Annotated in this window: 13 protein-coding genes and 1 pseudogene; 4 read left to right on the forward strand and 10 right to left on the reverse strand. The window is 64.5% G+C overall.

The annotated features are described in order from the left end of the window. Positions 1 to 173 (reverse strand): annotated as a pseudogene (locus L6639_RS29885) (flagellin); the annotation flags it as partial. A gap of 320 nt (positions 174 to 493) precedes the next feature. On the opposite strand from L6639_RS29885, the gene flbT reads away from it, so the two are divergent. Beyond that, a complete protein-coding gene (gene flbT, locus L6639_RS29890) occupies positions 494 to 919 on the forward strand; it encodes a flagellar biosynthesis repressor FlbT (RefSeq protein WP_237864948.1) in 426 nt (141 codons plus the stop codon). 71 nt (positions 920 to 990) lie between these two features. Here flbT and L6639_RS29895 read toward each other — a convergent pair whose 3' ends face one another. From L6639_RS29895 to L6639_RS29935, 9 genes are all read right to left on the reverse strand, one after another. Then, positions 991 to 2493 carry a pyridoxal phosphate-dependent decarboxylase family protein gene (locus L6639_RS29895; protein ID WP_237864949.1) on the reverse strand — a complete coding sequence of 501 codons (1503 nt, stop codon included), beginning with the start codon at positions 2491 to 2493 and terminating at the stop codon, positions 991 to 993. Then, the gene (locus tag L6639_RS29900) at positions 2490 to 3737 is read right to left on the reverse strand and encodes an ATP-grasp domain-containing protein (protein ID WP_237864950.1); all 1248 of its coding nucleotides are present in this window, start codon (positions 3735 to 3737) and stop codon (positions 2490 to 2492) included. The genes L6639_RS29895 and L6639_RS29900 overlap by 4 nt, the downstream gene beginning before the upstream one ends. A gap of 16 nt (positions 3738 to 3753) precedes the next feature. Further along, positions 3754 to 5358 (reverse strand): hypothetical protein, encoded by a 1605-nt coding sequence (locus L6639_RS29905; protein WP_237864951.1) that lies wholly within the window; start codon positions 5356 to 5358, stop codon positions 3754 to 3756. 10 nt (positions 5359 to 5368) lie between these two features. Continuing rightward, positions 5369 to 6148: a hypothetical protein gene (locus L6639_RS29910; protein ID WP_237864952.1), complete on the reverse strand. Its 780-nt coding sequence runs from the start codon at positions 6146 to 6148 to the stop codon at positions 5369 to 5371. Between the two features lie 70 nt (positions 6149 to 6218). Continuing rightward, the gene (locus L6639_RS29915) at positions 6219 to 8591 is read right to left on the reverse strand and encodes a beta strand repeat-containing protein (protein ID WP_237864953.1); all 2373 of its coding nucleotides are present in this window, start codon (positions 8589 to 8591) and stop codon (positions 6219 to 6221) included. Between the two features lie 18 nt (positions 8592 to 8609). Then, positions 8610 to 10490 carry a flagellar hook-associated protein FlgK gene (gene flgK, locus L6639_RS29920; protein WP_237864954.1) on the reverse strand — a complete coding sequence of 627 codons (1881 nt, stop codon included), beginning with the start codon at positions 10488 to 10490 and terminating at the stop codon, positions 8610 to 8612. Between the two features lie 34 nt (positions 10491 to 10524). Further along, complete coding sequence (locus L6639_RS29925) at positions 10525 to 12777, reverse strand: flagellar hook-basal body complex protein (RefSeq protein WP_237864955.1); 2253 nt, start codon at positions 12775 to 12777, stop codon at positions 10525 to 10527. 190 nt (positions 12778 to 12967) lie between these two features. Then, a complete protein-coding gene (gene msrB, locus L6639_RS29930; RefSeq protein WP_237864956.1) occupies positions 12968 to 13480 on the reverse strand; it encodes a peptide-methionine (R)-S-oxide reductase MsrB in 513 nt (170 codons plus the stop codon). Between the two features lie 85 nt (positions 13481 to 13565). Continuing rightward, positions 13566 to 15041 (reverse strand): NAD(P)/FAD-dependent oxidoreductase, encoded by a 1476-nt coding sequence (locus L6639_RS29935; protein ID WP_237864957.1) that lies wholly within the window; start codon positions 15039 to 15041, stop codon positions 13566 to 13568. A gap of 154 nt (positions 15042 to 15195) precedes the next feature. On the opposite strand from L6639_RS29935, the gene L6639_RS29940 reads away from it, so the two are divergent. Genes L6639_RS29940 through L6639_RS29950 form a run of 3 tightly spaced genes read left to right on the forward strand, consistent with a single transcriptional unit; the run spans position 15196 to position 16682 of the window. Continuing rightward, on the forward strand, positions 15196 to 15732 hold the full coding sequence (locus L6639_RS29940; protein WP_237864958.1) for a SixA phosphatase family protein: 537 nt from the start codon (positions 15196 to 15198) through the stop codon (positions 15730 to 15732). Positions 15733 to 15782: 50 nt separating this feature from the next. Further along, on the forward strand, positions 15783 to 16208 hold the full coding sequence (locus L6639_RS29945; protein ID WP_237864959.1) for a universal stress protein: 426 nt from the start codon (positions 15783 to 15785) through the stop codon (positions 16206 to 16208). Between the two features lie 15 nt (positions 16209 to 16223). Then, positions 16224 to 16682, forward strand: coding sequence for a hypothetical protein (locus tag L6639_RS29950; protein ID WP_237864960.1), 459 nt, complete (start codon positions 16224 to 16226; stop codon positions 16680 to 16682). Positions 16683 to 16837 lie beyond the last annotated feature (155 nt).

A 16837-nucleotide genomic window follows, 5' to 3' on the forward strand; every position in this document is an offset into this window, starting at 1 on the left:
CTGGCGCGGTTGTCGAGCGACTGGGCGGTGAAGAAGTTGGTGGGGTTGTCCAGAGCCGAGTTGACACTCTTGCCGGTGGCCAGACGATTCTGGGTGGTGGCGAGAAGATCGGCGGTGGACTGGAGGGAGAGCAGGTTCTGACGAACCGATGCGGAGAGAACGATACCGGACATTGGATGTTACCTTTCTGGTAAACGACGCTACTGTTACGCGTCCTGGGATCTTGATTGACCCAGCGACCGGCGGACGGTGGCTCCGAGAATCTAACGAAGCATGAAATGAAACCCGCGCTTTCGCTGAGTCGCGGCGTGATTCGGCTCGCCTACGCAGCGGCGGCGGGGCGCCGCCCGGCAATTTCATCATTGATATGATAGAGATTTTTCGTGGCGACGGTCGGGATTCAGAACTCGTTAACTAATGTTGAGGGAGTATTGCACCCTGCACCGCCACAACATGCGCTTCGGTTACGAAAGCGTTGATGGAGAACAGGCAAATGGCCCTCAAGGTCGAGCTCAGGCCGCACGAACGCATCATTGTCGGCAACTGCGTCATCACCAACACCGACCAGCGCGCCCGCCTTCTGATCGACGGCGACAACGTGCCGATCCTACGTGAGCGCGACATCCTCACGCCCGAGACCGCCGATACCCCTGCCAAGCTCGTCTATCTCGCGGTCCAGCTCATGTACATCTCGCCGGACCCGCAGACCCAGCACGGCACCTATTTCAACCTGGTGCGCGACATCGTCACCGCCGTACCGAGCTCCTGGCCGATCATCGAGGGCATCAACAACAACATCCTGAACGGCGACCTCTACAGGGCGCTGAAGGATGCTCGCAAGCTGATCGCCTATGAAGAGAAGCTGCGTGACCAGTACAACGCTGCGCATCCCGAGGGCCACGTCAGCACGGCGGCCTGATCTTCGCAAAAAGTTCGCGCAAACGACAACGGCCCCGGATCATCTCCGGGGCCGTTGTCGTTTTCAGCCCATTACGAACACTCCGCCGCGAGCGGCGGCGCCTCGACCTCGATCAATCCGCCGGTCCGCTGCATGCCGAATTTGATCACGGCCGCCACCAGCGCGTCGATATCGCTCTTCGCAGTACGGTGATTGACGATCGCGGCGCGGATCGCGAACTTGCCGTCCAGAATCGTGCCCGACGGCGCGGCGATGCCGGATTCCTGGACATCGGCGACGACTTCGCGATTGACCGCGTCGTCGGCACGGTAGCGGAAGCAGACGATATTGAGATTGACCGGCGCCAGCAGCTCGAGCCGGGGCTCGGCGAGCACACGCGTCTCCAGATATCTTGCGAGCGCGCAGCTTCGCGCGATCGCCTCGCCGAGCCGATCGGTGCCGAACGTCTTCAGCGTGAACCACGTCTTCAGCGCGCGGAAGCCGCGCGACAGATCCGGGCCGAGATCGCAAGGCCAGACAGCGCCGGCCGCAAGCCCCCTCGCCTCCCGGCTCAGATAGGCCGCCGGCTGCGCAAACGCCTGCCGATGACGTTCGCCGTCGCGCACCAGCAGAAAGCCGGCGTCGTAAGGCACCTGCCCCCATTTGTGGAAGTCGAGTGCGATCGAATCCGCAAGCGCGATGCCATCGAGCAATGGCGCGAGCTCGGGCGACAGGATCGCGAGCGCACCGAAGGCGCCGTCGACGTGAAACCAGATACCCTCATCGCGACACAACTCAGCGATCGCCCTGAGATCGTCGATCGCACCGATATCGACGGTGCCGGCCGACGCAGTGACCAGGAACGGCTTGAAACCGACGGCGCGGTCGATTGCGATCCGCGCGCGTAGCGCAGCGACATCGAGGCGATGATCGGCATCGACATCGATCTTGCGCAGCGCATCGGTGCCGAATCCGGCGATGTCCATGGCGCGGGAGATGCAGCCATGCGCAGCCTTCGACGCGTAGGCCGTAAGCAGCGCGCCGTCGCTGCCGATGCCGTGCTGCCGCGCCAGCGCGCCAAGCACATTCGTACGCGCCACCAGCACCGCCATCAGATTGGCCATCGACGTGCCGGTGACGAAGATCCCGCTCGCACCTTGCGGAAAGCCGAACAGGCCGCGCATCCACTCGACAATCTGGCGCTCGACCTCGATCGGCATGTGATCGCGTCCGCCGAGATTGGCATTGAGGCCAGCTGCAAGCATCTCCGCGAGCATGCCGACGGCGGTGCCGCCGCCATGCACCCAGCCCATGAAGCCGGGATGAACATTGCCGGTCGCGTAAGGCGCAACATGTTCGGAGAACTCGCGATAGACTTCAGCGAGACCGGTTGCCTCGCGCGGCACGTCTGTTCGAACAGCCGCGCGGACCTCGTCGGGGATCGGCTGCCAGACCGGCCGCGCGCGGACATTGGCAATGCCGTCGATCGCTTCGTCCAGCATGCGATGGGCAAGCGTGCGAAACGCGCTCCAGTCCTGCGGATCGAGCGATCCGCTGGTGCTGCCGGCTTTCTGATTCCGGATGACCTCGTTCATGCTGCGCTCCCGACGTCCGCCTGTGCGGCCGCCTTGGCATGCCGCGACAGCATCGCGGTGAATGCGGCAAAGATCTTGCGCATCTGCGGCGGCTTGTACGGAAACACGACCGGCGAATCCATGTTGTGCACGACGGCGGTGTTGTCCGCTTCGAACACCAACAGCTCGCCGTCTTGGTTCTCGGCGCAATCGACGATGAAATAATCGAGCCCGACGCGCCGGCTCATTTCGTCGAGCGCGCGTCTATGTCGCGCGGCGAAGGCGCGATCGAAGTCCTGCATGAAGATTGCTTCTTCAGCGCGCTTCTCTTCGTTGAACGCCATGTAGGCGTTGAGATACCAGATGTCCCAGCGATCGGCGATCGCCATGTGGCAGGCATAGGGCTTGCCGTCGACCATGGTGAGCCGGATCTTGCGATAGAAGCCGTCGGGGCTCGCGTAGTTGACGAAACGCGCCACGAAGAAGTCCTGCTCCCGCCGCTCCGCAAGATAGGCCGCGAGCGCAGCGGAATCATCGAGCTTGGCAAGTCCAACGCCGGCATGCGTACCGCGCGGCCGCGCAATCATCGGGAAGTGCAGTTCGTCTGTGATCTCCGTGCAGGCAATCCGGCCTTCCGCAAGAGCCGACAATTGTGCACGGGTCGCATGGGCGGTCACGGGAATGTCGAGACCGGGGATATCAGCGAGCAGCCGGAATAATTTGTCGCGATCGAGATTGCCGATCAGCTCGGGGCGATTGAGCAGCGGCCGCGGCCAGCGTGGCGCGGCCTTTTCGATCAGCGCAAGCGCTTCGCGACACTCCTCGGAGTCGGATGCGACCACGATGGCAACATCATGTTCAGGCAGTGTTTCCGGCAGCCCGGTTGCCTTGGTAACGTAGAGGGTCAGGAGCTCGATGTCGGAGCCTTCGAGCAGGAATTCGATCGGCGTGTTGCCGCCCATGTCGATGTCGGCAGCAAGCGCAAGCACGCGCAGGCCCGGCTTCGGCGCGGCAGTGGGCGTACGAAACAGCTGATGGAACGACAGCACCTCGGACTGGATCACGAGGCCGGCTTCCTTCTCTCCCATCAGCTGGGCGATCAGGGACAGATCGAGGCCCTCGCCGGCCTGCGCCGTCCCTTCGGCAATCCGCGCCAGCAGATGCTCGCGCAGCGGGTGCAGATCGACGCCCTCGAAGGCCTGGCGCGTCAAATGCGCAAAGCCGATACGGTCGGCATAATTCGGCGCGGCAAGCGGATGCAACATCTCACACCTATACGGGCTACGCCGGCACAGCGGCGGTACGGTCAAGCAGCAGCTCGATCTTCACCAGGACGTGGGCGATGCGATCGAGAATGTGCTGCACATTACGTTGCGCTTGCGCGCCGTCGAGCGACCAGGCGTCGGTGACGAGCCGCGCGCCGACACATAGCCGCAACGCGGCCCGCGGCGCGCCGTCCGGCTGCTCCAGCCGCACCGGCTGGCCGACGAGACAGCGTTGCGCCGCGACCTGCCGGTCCGCCGCGCTGCCGCCGATGTCATCGTTCATGTCGCGAGCAAGCGCGCGATGGACGGTGCTGGTATCCGAGATCGACACCGGCCTATTGTGGCGCAATAGGGTGAACGGAAAGATCGACCGCTGCATAAATTCTTCATCATCGGCATTAGTGGTGCCGACGGGTGACGGGACGGCGCGCAGTGACGGAGACAGCGCAATCATGCTGTCGATGCCGGCTGCAAGCTCGGCCATCGCCTTCGCGCGGAACGGGCCGGGCACGGCGTAGTAGCTTCCGATCTCGGCCAGCGCCGCTTCCCAGCGCAGCCATTGGCCGAAATTCGGTCGGCGTTCGAAGCGCGAGCGTAGCGCCGTCCACGCCATCGGCCAGTCGCAGCGGCCGGCATAGTCGAAGAAATCAGGCGCAATCCCTTCAATCCGTTCGAGCGCACGCGACAGGCCCTTCGGCAGCAGCAACGCGCCACTGAAGGCGGGACCACCGAAGAACTTGGAACCCGTCATCAGCACCATGTAACCGCGATCGAGATAGGAGCGCAGTCGTCGTCGGCCGAGCCGCGCCTGGCAGGCATCGACGACGACCTGAACCTCGCGCGGCCAGCGCCGCGCGATCTCATCGAGACAAGCGGCACTCGGTGCACGCCAGCCGAGCTTTGACGAATCCATGATGTGCAACAGAACGCGCCGGCCTTGCGCGAGGCTGGCCTCGATTGCACGGATGACCTCTGCGTCCGCGTCGGAGCGCATCGCCATGCCAAAGGCCCGGTCAAGCAGCGGCACCGCGATCGTGTCGCCGGCAAGGCCTGCGATCGCAGCATCCTTGCGCACCGCAACACCGCTCGCCGTCACTGTGCTGAAATGGCGCCCGCGCGCGGTATGCGCCGTACCGCTACCGGTCTGGTCGGCACCGACCACGACCGTCACCGGCGGCGCGCCGAGCACCGCGTGGGCAAGGAACAGAGCGTGGAGCTGGGAATCCGTGCCCGAGGGCGAGAACACGACGTCGACGCGAGGCGAAAGCTGGAAGTGACCGCGCAGCTCCTCGCGCATGTCCTCGCAACGCCGGTCGAAGGCGATCTCGATCTCGTCGAACAGCGATTTGTGGACCAGTTCTTCGCGCGCCAGCGCGGCGCGGTCATAGGCGGGCTGCGAGATCGTCGACGCCGTCGAGGAGGCGAAATTCCAGATTTCGGGTTCAGGCGACGGCGCGCAGCCATAGGCGTTGACGCGCTCTTTCGGATCGAGCGCCAACCGCCCATCACCGCCGGAGACGAGCAGCGTATCCAGCGGCGTGAACAGATCGCGCAGACGATAGCGCGAGCCGCCCCGGGATGCGCGCTCGATGTCTAACGGGCGGGATGCGCCGATGCTCATCCCGACAGGCTCACGCCGCGTCGGCCGCCGCAGGGGCCGGCGCGAATTGCGAGGCGATGTCGCCGTGGAACACCGAGGGACCGACATGGTCGAGCGAGCTCTGGATGTCGGCCCAGATCTCGCCACCTATATCGGTCCAGCGCTTGCAGAAGGCGAAGTCCTCGGAGAGGTAAGTGCCGGTCGCCGGATCGATCATGCATTCGAATAGCGCGAACCGATTCCGGCTCGCGGCCAGCGTGTCGTGCGAATGCTCGCGGAAGAATTGCAGATTGGCATAGTTCGGATGCCGGCACATCGCCTCCAGCGCCTGACGGCGGATCATCAGGAAGCCGGTGCCGGCATAGCGCACCCGGGTAAAACCGTTGACGACCACGATGCGATCGGGGTCCTCGATCTCGAGTACGTAGTCGAGCGAGGCCGCCGTCACGTCGGTCCGGCCGGCATGGATCGCCCTCCTCGCCTTGTCCCAGTTGACGCGCTTGATCGGATAGCAGCCGGCGACGACGTCCGCGCCGCATTCGATCAGCCGGAACACCTGCTCGGGCTTGAAGCCGATATCGGCGTCGATGAACAGAAAATGCGTGGCGTTCGGGTCGTCCAGGAACATCGCGACAAGATTGGCCCGTGCGCGCGTGATCAGCGCATCGCCGTCGCGCAAGTGCACCTTGAGGGCGAGATTAGACATGCCGTGCACGGCGCGCTGGAGCGCGAAGATCGAGCTCGCGTAAATGCTCGACACCTGTCCGCCGAAGCACGGCGTCGCGACCACCAATTGCATCTTGTCCGACATCGACGGCTCCGCCCGCTCAAATCCTCTCCAAGAGGTAAAGAGGCATGGTTAACGGCGCCTTAATGCGCCGTTACAGGTACTTGACCAGCGAGAGCTGCGCGAGGTTGGCGGTAGTCTGGTAGGACGCCTGCAGCGCGTTCTGGAGCGACAGGATCTCGCTCGCGACCTGGTCGGGCGACGCCGACTCCGCCTGATCGACGATGGTCTGGAGTTGCGCCTTGGCCTGGGTCTGGCGCGTGGAGGCGTCCTTCATCGTGTTCTGGGCCATCGCGATGTCGGTCTGGATGTCCTCGATCTTCTGTTGCCCGGCCTGCGGCGTCAGCGCCTGCGTCGTGCGCAGGCTCAGCGCGGCCACCTGCCCGCCCGAATACTGCCCGGTCGGCGAGGTCGAGAACGTGCCGAACACGGCGATCGCCTGCAACTGGCTGCGGATCGCGTTCTCGTCGGCCTGCGCGCCATATTGCACCGTGACGGAATCGTCGACCCGCGCCACCGCCGTCGAGCGCGCGGAGCCCGGCCCGTCATTGCCCGTGTACCATTTCACTGTGTTGGCCGAGCCATTCACCAGCGTCGTCGCCGAGCCGAGGGGCGAAGAGCCGACGCGCAAGGGAGCCTTTGCCGCCGTGACCGGGGAGGTCGTGAAGCCGAGCGCCGCGAACGCCGCACTGTTCGAGCTCGTGATGTTGAGGCTCGCGGGATCGTCCGTGTTGATCGTGATCACGCCGCCATGGATGGTCGACGGCTTCGTGGTGCCGGTGATCTGATCGATCTTGCCAAGCAGAGTTGTGACGTTGTCGGTAATGTTGATCTGGTTTGGGCCGGTGGCGCCCGAGGTCATGAACGTCAGAGTCTGACCGTTGACCGTGATGGTGTCGCCAGCCACGAAGCTCGTTGACAGGACTTCCGGGCCGCCCGTGGTCGCAGTGCCGCTCAGCACAGTTGAACCGGTGATCGGAGGCGTCGAGCCCACGTTGCCGCCACGCGTCACGGTGCTGAGACCGAGCGCCGTGGCCGCCGCGCCGGCGGTGACCGTCACGTCGGTGCCGGTGCCGGTCGCGATCTGGATATTGCCGCTGGCGCTCAGAGTCACGTTGGCGGCGGGGACGCCCGCGGCCGTTGCGATCGCATTCAAGATATCAGACACCTTCGCGGCGCTGCCTGAAGCCAATCCGATCGTGGTATTGCCGCTGGCCGTCGTGACAGTGGTGACGGTCGGGTCGAAGGTGATCGTGCGGGCGCCGCTCGCGCCGGTGATGGTCAGGGTGGTACCGGTCGGAACGTTGGCGAGCGCGTTGAGAGTGGTTCCGTTGAGATGGGGCGTCGCCGAAGGATCGAGCGACGTGGTCGTAGACGCAGGCGCCAATGCGCTGTCCTGCAACGCGACCGAGCCCGTCCCGGTCGTCGAGGTATAGGCCGAGATCAGATTGCCGGTGGCCGCCACATTCGCGGTGGCTGATCCCATCGTATTGAAGAAATTGTCGCCGGCGGCAACGGCCGACGCCGCCACCAGCGAGGTGTTGGCGAGCTTCGTGATCGCCGTGTTCAGCGCGGTGTTGAGGTTCGCCGAGGTGATGGCCGGGTTGGAGGGAACCGGTGGAATGATGTTGGGATTGCCGGGATCGATCGCAAAGCTGCCGACCGGCGTCGGTGTCGCAGTGGACGCGGTCAGGTTGATTTGCTCGGTCGAGCCGTCAGGCAGCGTGAACTGCAAGCTGAGCTTGTCGCCATTGTTCGGATTGACGCCATTGAGATTGACCGAGAACGCCACCGGCGAGCCACTCGGGCCGGTTACGGTCGCGCCCGTCAGCGTCGAGGACACCGCCGCGATCTTCAGACCGAACGGCGACGTCGGCGAATCTTCCTGCACCTGTATCGCGCCTGATGGCAACGTCGACTGCACCAGCCGCCCCATGCCGTTGGTGCCGAGGTCGGCGGCCTGGCGTTCGGCCATGACGGTCTTCAGGCCCGCCTGCGTGGTGGTGCCGTTGATGATGTCGCCGGCATCGGCCACCGATTGCGTGTTGTAGGCGGTGCCGGAGAACAGATAGCGGTTGCCCGACTGCGTGTTGAGGACGCCGACCATCGAGCCGAACTGGGCGGCGGCGGTGTTCTGCGCGATCGTCTGGCCGTTGACGTTGAGATCCTGCGAGGTGCCGGCGGAGCCGGTCTGCACCGTATTGCGGATCGTCGTCAGCGACTGCAGCGCGGTGTTGGCGAGGTTGATGTTGACGTTGACGTTGGTGATCGTGTCGGTATAGGCGGCGATATTCGAAAGCTGCGCGCGCGAGGCGATCGCAAAGCCTTCGTTGGTGCCCATCCCGGAATAGTTCTGCGACAGCTTGCCGGTCGAGAGCTGCGTCGACAGGTCGGTGAGCTGCTGGTTGATGTTGCGGATCTGCGCGCCGAGGACTGACGAGCCGTAATTAATGCTGCTGATCGACATGTTTCAGAGCCCTACTGATTACCCCTGAGCCTGGAGCAACGTGTTCATCATGCTCTGCACCACCGACATTACGTGCGCGTTGGCGGCATAGGCATTCTGAAGTTGGATCAGGTTCGACATCTCCGAGTCCAGGTTGACGCTGGAGGTCGAATTGAACTTGGCCTGCAGCGTCGAGACCACGACGCTCTGGCCCTGCTGGAGCTGGGTCGCCTGGGTCGAGGCGTTGGCCTGCACGCTGAGGAACTGCTGGAGGAAGTTCGAGACGCTGCCGGTGAACGGCTGGCTCGCTGAGCCGAGACCGGTCTGCGGCGAATAGGAATACACCGCAGTGGTGAGCTGCGAGTAGAGATAGTCCGAGCGCGTCGTGTCGCCCGTGGGCGTCACCGGCGAGGTGCTGTAGATCGACAGCCTGGTCGGGTCGGCGGTGAGCTGCGTGTTCACGGCGATGCGGCCGGCAAGGCCGGTCATCTGCGAGCCGGATCCCGTGATCGCGCCGGTGTAGAGTGCCTGGCCGCCATCGGTGAACAGCGGCAGCTGCGGGCCGCCCGAGGTCAGCGAGGAGACCGTCTTGCTGCTCGACGCCGCAGTGACCTTGGCGAGGCCGCTGTTGTCGTCGGTGACGCGCAGCGTCGTCGCCGTGGCGGGCGACGGCGCCGGGGAGAACGACAAATGCGAGCCCGGCAGCGCGGTATTGAGCGCCGCCGCGATCGCGCCCATGCCGCCTGAAAAATTTAGGCCGATCTGCACCGGATTGGCATTGGTGCCGTTCGGCAGCGGCAACGCCGTCGGATCGGTCACATTCACCAGCGTGACCTGGCGCTGGGTGTTGGTGGAGTCGATATAGGTGATGTTGACGGTGTTGCCCGGCTGCGCGCCGGCGAGATCGATGTCGAAGCCAGCGGGCGGACCGGAGACGGGGGTGCCCGCCGTGGTCTTGTCCGACATCGCGCTCGACATCGTCGCGGCGAGCTGGTCGACCTGGTTCTGCGCCTGAACCAGCGTCTGGTCGCGCAGCTTCAGATCGGCCGCGATCTGGCCGGAGGACACGACGTTGTTGCCGGCGACGTCTATGGACGAGCCGTTCGGCAGCTTGATGGTGAGCGCGCCAACGCCGGACTTGGTTGGATCGATGTTGTAGAGCGAAGTCGCACTCAGCGCGCCTGCGGACGCGAAGGAGAATTGCGAGGCGAGCCCCGCGCCGACCAGCTGGATGCCTGTCGTGGTGTAGATGTTGGCCTGGTTCGACCCGTCGGTGGTGACGCGGACGTCGACATATTTCGACAGGCTGTTGATGGCCTGGTCGCGCTGATCCATCAGGGTTGCCGCGGACGGATCCGTCGGCGCCAGGCCCTGCAGCTTGGTGTTGATGTCGGCGATCTGGTTCAATGCCGCGTTCGCAGCTTGCGACGAGGTGCCGAGATCCTGCTCGACGTTCGAGCGCAGCGACTGGATGCCCTTGGTGGTGAGGTTGAGCTGCGTCGCCAGCGCTTGCGCGGCGCCGAGCGCAACGCGCTGCGCCGACGAGGAGCCTGCGCTGGTGGAGAGCGCCTGCAGCGAAGAGGTGAAATCGTTCAGCGCGTTTTCGAGCGTGCCGCTGTTGCCGGGCGTGCCGTAGACACTCTGAAGCTGCTTCAGAATGTTGGCCATCTGGTCGGCATAACCGCTGCCGCCGGTCTCGGTGCGCAGCTGGTTCTGCACATAGCTGTCGATGTCGCGGCTGACGCCTGTCGTCTTGGCCGTCGAGCCGAAGTCACCGGTGGTGACTTCGATCTGGTTCGGCGTCTGGGCGACGTAACCCGGCGTCTGCGAATTTGCGACGTTCGACGAGACGATCGAGAGCGCAGCCTGGTTGGCACGCAGACCGCTCATCGCACTGGCAAGGGCTGAACTCAAACCCATGTTACTTGCCGCCTTTGGTTACGTTACGCGCCGGTCAGCGCAACACGTTGAGGAGATCCTGGACCATCGAATTCGCCGTCGTGATCACCTTGGTGTTGGCCGAATAGGCCTGCTGGGTCACGATCAGCTTGGTGAATTCGTCGGCGATGTCGGTGTTGGATCCCTCCAGCGACGAACCGCTGATGGTGCCCGAGGCGCCATCGATCGCAGGTCCGGACTGGTCGGTCGCAGCGTAGGCGCCCCCGTCAAGCGCCTTGAGGTAGTTGGTCCCGTTGAAATGCGACAGCGACACCTGGGCGAGGTCGAGGTTCTGGCCGTTGGAGAAGGTCCCGACCACGAGACCGTTGTTGTTGACGGCGACCGAGCGGAGCTGGCCGGCGGCGTAGCCGTTTTGCGTGATGGTGTTGATCGTCACCGCACCGCTGGTGCTGGCATATTGCGTCAGGCCGCCAGAGGAGATGTTGAAGGCGACCGAGCCGAGCGACTGACCGCCGACGCTGACGTTGTTGATGGTGATGCCGGAGCCACTCGGCGAGGTCAGCGAGCCGTCGGCAGCGAAGGTGAAGGCCTGCCCGGTGTTGACCCAGCCGACCGTCGTACCGGTCGCATTCGGGTCGGTCTGGTAGAACAGGTTCCAGCTATCGGAATGACCCGCGCCCAGCGACGCACTGTCGGTCTTGGCCCAGCGCAATTGCAGGTTCACCGGCGTGCCGGCGGCATTGTAGGCGGTCACCGCGCCGCCGCTGATCGATTCCTTTGTGAAGGTGGCGATGTCGTTGCCGATCACGCCGCCGGTGCCGGCGGTGCCGCCACCGTCGCGGTTCTTGGTGATGGTCGAGGTGAAGCCGAGCGCGGCGAAGGCCGCGCTGTTGGAGCTCGACACCGACAGGTTCGAAACGGTGCCGGTGTTCAGCGTGATCACGCCACCGGCGCTGATCGATGATCCCGACGCACCGGAAAGAGCATCAATCTTGCCGAGCAGGGTCGTAATGTTGTCGGTGACGTTGATCTGGTTCGGGCCGGACGCGCCCGACGCCATGAAGGTCAGTGTCTGACCGTCGACCGTGATGGTGTCGTTCGCAGCAAACCCTGATGTGAGCACTTCGGCGCCGCCGGCCGTCGCGGCGCCGCTCAGCACAGTCGCGCCGGTGATCGCGGGGGAGGACAGCACGTTGCCGCCACGCGTCACGGTGCTGAGGCCAAGCGCGGTGGCCGCCGTACCGCTGCCGACCGCCACGTCGGTGCCGGTACCCGTCGAGATCTGGATGTTGCCCGTGGCGTTCAGCGATGCTGTAACACCGGCGCCACCCGCGGTTTGAATCGCGGTCAGGATGCTCTGAACCGTCGCCGACGTGCCCGCGCCGAGACCGATCGTGGTGTTGCTGCCGGCCGTCGTGACGGTGGTGCCGCCGTTGAAGGTGATGGTGTTGCCGTTAATGGTCAGCGTCTGGCCGCTCAGCGCGGTGAGGATGCTGGAGGCGAGATGGGTGCCCACCGAGTTGTCGAGGGACGTGGAGGTCGAGGCCACCGCGGCTGAATTGTTCTGGAGCGCAACCGTGCCTGTCCCCGTCGTCGACGAGTAGGGCGAGCGGATATTGCCGGTTGCGGCTGCACCTGACACGGTCGCGCTGGTATAGGGCGCGGGCGGCGTGCCGACCGGCAACGGGTTGGCCTGGAAGTCCGACGGGTTCAGTCCTCCGGCCGCCAGTAGCGTGCCGGTCGCAGCAGTCGAGCTCGCCACCGTGTTCGGCACGGATGGCAGGTTCGCGGCGTACTGGATCGAGGTGGTGGCCTGAGCCGGGATGAAGTTGTTTTGGAATTTCAGGACGGTCGCAACGTTGCCCTGCGGGTTGCCGGTCTTCGGGTCGACCGTGACGCCCATCAAATAGTAGCCGGCGCCATTGACGAGGTTGCCGTTGGAATTGAGCTGGAAGTCGCCGCGCCTTGTGTAATAGGTGACGCCGCTGAACTGCGGCAAGTTGTCGACGACGCTGGTCGCCTTCTGGATCGAGAAGAAGCCGTCACCGGTGATCGCCATGTTGGTAGCGACGGTGGAGGACGAGATCGTGCCCTGGGTGGTGATGGTGGCCTTGGCATTGGCAGTCACGCCGCCGGCGACCTGCTTGCTCGGCACCGAGGCGTCGGGAATGAGATCGACGAAGCTGGTCCCGATGCCCTTGTAACCGGTGGTGGATGAGTTCGCGATATTGCCCGAGATGTTCTGAAGCGCGTAGGACTGCGCCTGCAGGCCACCCACCGAGGTGTTCATTGCATCGAAGATACCCATAACTTTGTCTCCAAATCCGATCTCGGCGGCCGGCAGACCCGTGGCCGCAGTCGGAGGAGACGTCGCAAGGCCTATGCCAACGCGGGTATTCCCATGAAATCAATCACTTAAATAAATATGCCCCAGCCGATGGACCGGGGCATATTTGCCGGACCGGCAACAATTGCCGGGGAAACTCGTCAATAAGACCTCACGTCGCCGACGGTGTCGCCGGGTGGAAAACCAGCCCGAAACCGTCGATGCAATAGCGCAGGCCGGTCGGCTTCGGACCGTCGTCGAAGACGTGGCCGAGATGGCCGCCGCAGCGCCGGCAGTGCACCTCGGTGCGCACCATGCCGAAGGTGCGGTCCTCGGTCTTGCCGACATTGCCCTCGATCGGCTGGTAGAAGCTCGGCCAACCGGTGCCGCTCTCGAATTTGGTCTCGGACGTAAACAGCGGCAGGTCGCAGCCGGCGCAGGCGAAAGTGCCCTTGCGGTGCTCGTTCAGCAGCGGGCTCGAGCCCGGGCGCTCGGTGCCTTCCTTGCGCAAGATCTCATATTGCTGCGGCGTCAACTGCGCCCGCCACTCGGCGTCGGTCTTCTCGATCTCGAACTTTTGCGCGGCCTTCTCTCCGGCCTCGGCCGGCGTTGCTCTCAGCCAGCGGAAGGCCGAAAGGCCAAACAGGCCGGCGACAGTCGTTAGCAGGATGCGGCGGTCAAACATCTCATTCTCCGTGCGGGAGCTGTACGCCCTGAGATACGGGCTCTGACGGCCAATGTTACACGTCAAGGCCGAATTTTTCGCGCCCTTATTGCGGAACGCCTTGCACCTGCGAGGTCTCCGGGGCGGCAGGTTCCGCCTCCTCGGCCGCAGTTGGCTGTGGCGGCGGCGGGGCCATCCGCGGCCGAACCCCTGAGGGCGGACGGCGCGGACCGGTGCCGGCGGCCCGGTTGGCCTCGGCGAGGCGCGCCTCGCGTTCCCTGTCCTTCACCCGCGCCCGCTCGCGATAGCGGGCAAGCGTCCCCGCGGCCGCGGAACTCGCCCTGCCCCATAGGCCGACCAACTGGCCCGCAACCCGTCCCGTCGCGCCGCCGGCCCAGACCAGCTCGAACGGCGAGAACAGCTTCCAGCGCTCCTCACCCCACAGGATGCTGCGCGCAATCAGTTGTCCGGCCATGGCTGAGGTATTCATGCCCTGGCGGCCGAATCCGCTCGCCACCCACAGGCCTTTGCGCAGCTGGCCGATCTGCGGCATGCCGTGCACGGTCTGCCCGGTGGCGCCGCCGAACATGTCAGTAACCTCGACATTGCCGAGTTCGGGGAAGATCGAGCGGATGCGACGCTTGACGCTGCCCGCGAAGCGCTGCGGTCTCGCGGCCCAGGTGGTCTCGGGGCTCTCCCACATCAGGCGGTCGCCATCGACGATGCGGAAGTGATCGACGCCGTCGGAATCCATCACCGATCCCTTGAAGCCGATGATTTCGTGCACGCGCTCGCCGAGCGGCGCGGTGATGCCGGCATAGCGCCAGACCGGCAGCAACGTCTCCGACAGGCGCCGCAGGGGCGCGCCGAGATGAATGTTGCCGGCAAGCACGATGTGGGAGGCGCGCAGTCGCGCCGAGGGCGTGACGATGCGCTTGCGGATACCGGAATGGTCGATGCTGACGACTGGCGTGTCCTCGAAGATGCGCGCACCGGCGCGCCGTGCCAGCGCCGCAAGGCCATGCACATATTTGCGGCCGTCGACCTGGAACGCCTTGGGGTAGTAGACACCGTGGAAGTAACGATCGGTCTTGAGCGCTGCGCGCACGCGATCGACCTGCCAGCCTTCGACCTCGGTATCGAAATCCTCGTACAGCATCTGGAGGCGGCTGATCAGCCGGTCGCCGGCATCGACGTTGGAGACCTCGAGCACGCCCTCGGTGAGGCCGATATCAGGCATGTTCTCTTCGGTCGCGTTGGCCCGTACGAGCTCCGCGCCCTCCTTCGAGAGCGCCCACAATTCGCTGGTATCCTCGAAGCCGATGCGCTCGATCAGCTCGGTGAGCGGCAACGCAAAGCCCGGCATCACGGTGCCGAGCTGGTTGCCGGAGGCGTTCCAGCCGATATGACGGCCCTCGAGCACCGCGACGCTGGCCCCGAGCCGTGCCGCCTCGAGTGCAATGGAAAGGCCGGCAAGCCCTGCCCCGATCACGCAAATATCAGCGTCAAGATCGAAGGACAGCCGAGCGCGCTCGCGAAAGCCGGCTTCTTCCTGGGACGCGCTTGTGAAAGTCTCGCTCATAGCGTTTCTTAGAGCATGATCCGGAAAAGTGCGCAGCGGTTTTCCGATAAGATCATGCTCAAAATAATAAGCTGATACCAATCGGGCGCTTGTCACCTTGTCCTCAATGGGCCGCCTGTAGATTATTCTGAACGTGGAACGATTCGAGAATGCCATGCGCCGTTTGATGCTGCTGCGTCACGCCAAGACCGAGACCGACGCGCCAAGCGGCCGCGACCAGGACCGCCGGCTCGACCATCGCGGTCAGCGGGATGCCGCCGAGATGGGCGACTGGATGGCCGCCCATCCGCCCGTCCCCGAGACCGTGCTGGTGTCGCATGCCGTCCGTGCCAGACAGACCTGGGACATCGCCTGGGAAGCGATGAAAGACCGCGTCGCAGCGCCTAAGGTCGAGATCCTGCCGGAACTCTACGGCGCCGATCCCGCGCAGATTCTCGAAACCATTCGCACTGCAACGATCCCGGCCAATCCCAAGCAGCTCCTGCTGGTCGGGCACAATCCCGGCATGCATGAGGCGGCCCTGATGCTGACGGGCGGCGGCGACCAGGCCAGTGCCAAGGCACTCGCCGACAATCTGCCCACGGCGGGGCTTGCGGTCCTTGACTTTGATGTCAAGGATTGGGGGGACGTGGCCTACCGCCGCGGCAAACTGGTGCTGTTCGTCAGCCCCAAATTGCTTCGACTGGGATGATCGCGCGACGTACCGGGACAACGTGCTGACCGGAAGATTTGGAGGCGCAGATGTTCAAGTCCATTCTCGTGCCCATCGACCTCGCCGACACCGATCTAGCAAAGCCAGCGATCGCAACCGCGACGACGCTGTCGCAGAACTGGAGCGGATCGGTCCGGCTGCTCAACGTGCTGCCGATGACGCCAGTGATGCTGGCCGAATATGTCCCGGCCGACTTCGACGAACAGCAGCGCCAGACCTCTGAAGAGGCGCTCGCCATCGTCGCCCGCGAGTCGGGCATCGACGCCTCCCACATCTCCAGCGTGGTCCGCCAGGGCGGCATCTATCACGAGATCCTGGAGGAAGCCGCGCAGATGAAGGCCGACCTGATCGTCATGACCTCGCACCGGCCGGCGATGCGCACGTATTTCCTCGGCTCCAATGCCGGGCACGTGGTGCGTTATGCCAAATGCTCCGTACTGGTGGTGAGGCACTGAAACAGGAACAATGGCGTGAAGCAATTCTGGCGGAGGTGGACCTACGAGGTCCCGCTAGCAATCGGCGATGCGCTGTGGGAGGTGCTGGTCGTGCAACTCGCCGCGCTGCTCGACAGGCTGACGGTGCGCAAGGTCATCGCCTTCATCCCCGTCGTCATCCTCATCGCCGCCTACTATCACAGCATCCCGATTCCGCCGGAGCTAATGCTGGTAGGCGACTTCCTCGCCTATATCGACATCTTCTCGGTGCTGTTCCTGCTCGGCGTGCTGAGCCGCATCACGACGATCATGTTCGTCGTCAAACAGGCGGCGGCGCGCATCGCGGCGCTCGCGGACAGTACCGTTTCACGAGTAAAGCGCTTCGATATCAGGCATGGGCGCCAGCGTAGCACTCCGATGCGTCCGCGTCGTAAGCCTAGTGCATCTGAGGAAGATCGAGCTTATGGAGTGTGGGGTCAGATCGCGCTCGCCTGATTGCAGCGATGCGGGGTCAAAGCTCTCACCAAGCCGTCATTGCGAACGCAGCGCTTGTTCGGCGGTACGCTGCAGAGCCGGGGCCCATGCATCAGCGTATCAGCTTCTGGGTCCCGGCTCTGCGCCGCAACGCCAAGGGCGTTGCAGCGCGTCCG

This window comes from Bradyrhizobium zhengyangense, assembly GCF_022012555.1.
GTDB classification, from domain to species: Bacteria; Pseudomonadota; Alphaproteobacteria; order Rhizobiales; family Xanthobacteraceae; genus Bradyrhizobium; species Bradyrhizobium zhengyangense.

What these genes read in the sequence shown, in the direction of transcription:
- L6639_RS29935 (WP_237864957.1), bottom strand. Translation starts at nt 15,041, where the DNA reads ATGAGCGAGACTTTCACAAGCGCGTCCCAGGAAGAAGCCGGCTTTCGC.
- L6639_RS29905 (WP_237864951.1), bottom strand. Translation starts at nt 5,358, where the DNA reads ATGAGCATCGGCGCATCCCGCCCGTTAGACATCGAGCGCGCATCCCGG.
- L6639_RS29910 (WP_237864952.1), bottom strand. Translation starts at nt 6,148, where the DNA reads ATGTCGGACAAGATGCAATTGGTGGTCGCGACGCCGTGCTTCGGCGGA.
- flgK (WP_237864954.1), bottom strand. Translation starts at nt 10,490, where the DNA reads ATGGGTTTGAGTTCAGCCCTTGCCAGTGCGATGAGCGGTCTGCGTGCC.
- L6639_RS29915 (WP_237864953.1), bottom strand. Translation starts at nt 8,591, where the DNA reads ATGTCGATCAGCAGCATTAATTACGGCTCGTCAGTCCTCGGCGCGCAG.
- L6639_RS29895 (WP_237864949.1), bottom strand. Translation starts at nt 2,493, where the DNA reads ATGAACGAGGTCATCCGGAATCAGAAAGCCGGCAGCACCAGCGGATCG.
- L6639_RS29940 (WP_237864958.1), top strand. Translation starts at nt 15,196, where the DNA reads ATGCGCCGTTTGATGCTGCTGCGTCACGCCAAGACCGAGACCGACGCG.
- L6639_RS29945 (WP_237864959.1), top strand. Translation starts at nt 15,783, where the DNA reads ATGTTCAAGTCCATTCTCGTGCCCATCGACCTCGCCGACACCGATCTA.
- msrB (WP_237864956.1), bottom strand. Translation starts at nt 13,480, where the DNA reads ATGTTTGACCGCCGCATCCTGCTAACGACTGTCGCCGGCCTGTTTGGC.
- L6639_RS29925 (WP_237864955.1), bottom strand. Translation starts at nt 12,777, where the DNA reads ATGGGTATCTTCGATGCAATGAACACCTCGGTGGGTGGCCTGCAGGCG.
- L6639_RS29900 (WP_237864950.1), bottom strand. Translation starts at nt 3,737, where the DNA reads ATGTTGCATCCGCTTGCCGCGCCGAATTATGCCGACCGTATCGGCTTT.
- flbT (WP_237864948.1), top strand. Translation starts at nt 494, where the DNA reads ATGGCCCTCAAGGTCGAGCTCAGGCCGCACGAACGCATCATTGTCGGC.